The organism is Ruthenibacterium lactatiformans (genome assembly GCF_000949455.1).
Taxonomy (GTDB): domain Bacteria; phylum Bacillota; class Clostridia; order Oscillospirales; family Ruminococcaceae; genus Ruthenibacterium; species Ruthenibacterium lactatiformans.
In genome coordinates, this window is sequence record NZ_JXXK01000094.1 from 1 (window position 1) to 1508 (window position 1508).

Consider the following 1508-nt stretch of genomic DNA (forward strand, 5'->3'; position numbering starts at 1 on the left):
ACCTATATCATCCAGTACATCTTTGACAAGGGCTTCAATCAGATGGAATACGGCTATGCGTCCGCTATTTCCACTGTCGTGATGATCGTGTTTGCGCTGATCGCATACGCCCAGTTCAAAGTCAACAACGGAGGTGAGACCTGATGGCTGAACGCAAACAGAAGGTAAGCATTCCCCTTACGGTTCTTTCCGTGCTCATCGCGGTAATCGTCGTGTTTCCCATCGTCTGGATGGTGCTCAGCTCCTTCAAGCCTTCGGGCGAGCTGTTCAGCTATCCGCTGCACCTGTTTTCCCAGGACCCCACGGTCGAGCATTACGCCTCTGTGCTGGCGGGCGGCTTCATGGGTTATGTAAAGAACAGCCTGTTCCTGGCTGTCGTAGGCACGCTCATCACGCTGGTCATCAGCTCCATGTGCGGTTACGCGCTGGCCATCTACCGCTTTGAGATCAAGTATGTCAACCTGGTGTTCGGCGTGTTCCTGCTGGGCACGCTCATCCCGGGCGAGACGCTCACCGTGCCCCAGTTCTCCGTCATCAGCGCGCTGGGCCTGTACAACAACATCTGGGGCGTCATCCTTCCCGTCGTCACCACGACCACCGGTATCTTCATGTACCGTCAGCACTATATGTCCATCCCGCTCTCTTTCGTGGAGGCCGCGCGCATCGACGGTGCGAACGAGCTGCAGATCTTCACTCGCATCATGTTCCCGCTCGGTTCGTCCGTCACCGTGACGCTCACCATTTTCAGCTTTATGTGGCGCTGGAACGATTACATTCTGCCGCTGCTGGTGCTGTCTGATCAAAAGAAATACACCATCCAGATCGCCATCAAAAACTTTATCGGCAATCTGGGCGTTGACTGGAGTTCTATCCTGGCAGCCTCCGTGCTGTCCATCCTTCCCGTCATCGTGATTTTTATCTTCCTGCAAAAATATATCATTGGCGGCATCTCCGCCTCCGGCGTAAAGGGCTGACCTGTTTTTACAGCCCCCGCGGGGCCGCCGGAGCGCGCAGCACGGTTTTTTATTATAGGAATTGTAAAGTTATGGCCGCCCCGCCGGTACACGGGGCGGCCATATATGGTATAATAACCTCAAAGCCGCCGCTTGCGCGGCTGCGCGTGTGCAAAGCACACGCTTCTGTGCCGGCGCACAGGGCCTTGAGAACATTGAACCATCCACAACCGCAGCATGTGCGGTTTTGTTGTGGCCGCTGCGCGGCGTCATGGTATAATATGTCCGGTTAACGAATGCGAGCCGCAGGCGAAGCATGAGTTTAGCGGCATAGATACCCTGTTTCTTAGTGAACACGAGCGGTACGCGAAGTGTGAGTTTAGAAACATGGTATACTAACCTCAGGCCCGCCGCTGTCGCAGCTATGCGTTTAGCGGCATAGATACCAGGCTTTGACGTGAACACAGCGGTATGCGAGGCATGAGCCTGGAAGCATGGTGCAATACAGACAGCGCCGCGGTGCGCGGCGCCTTTCCCGATACCATCACACAACCG

Annotated in this window: 1 protein-coding gene; it reads left to right on the forward strand. The window is 55.4% G+C overall.

Annotated features, from left to right (window positions below; translation table 11 throughout):
• Positions 1-143: 143 nt before the first annotated feature.
• Positions 144-974 carry a carbohydrate ABC transporter permease gene (locus TQ39_RS19835; protein ID WP_009322414.1) on the forward strand — a complete coding sequence of 277 codons (831 nt, stop codon included), beginning with the start codon at positions 144-146 and terminating at the stop codon, positions 972-974.
• Positions 975-1508: the final 534 nt, after the last annotated feature.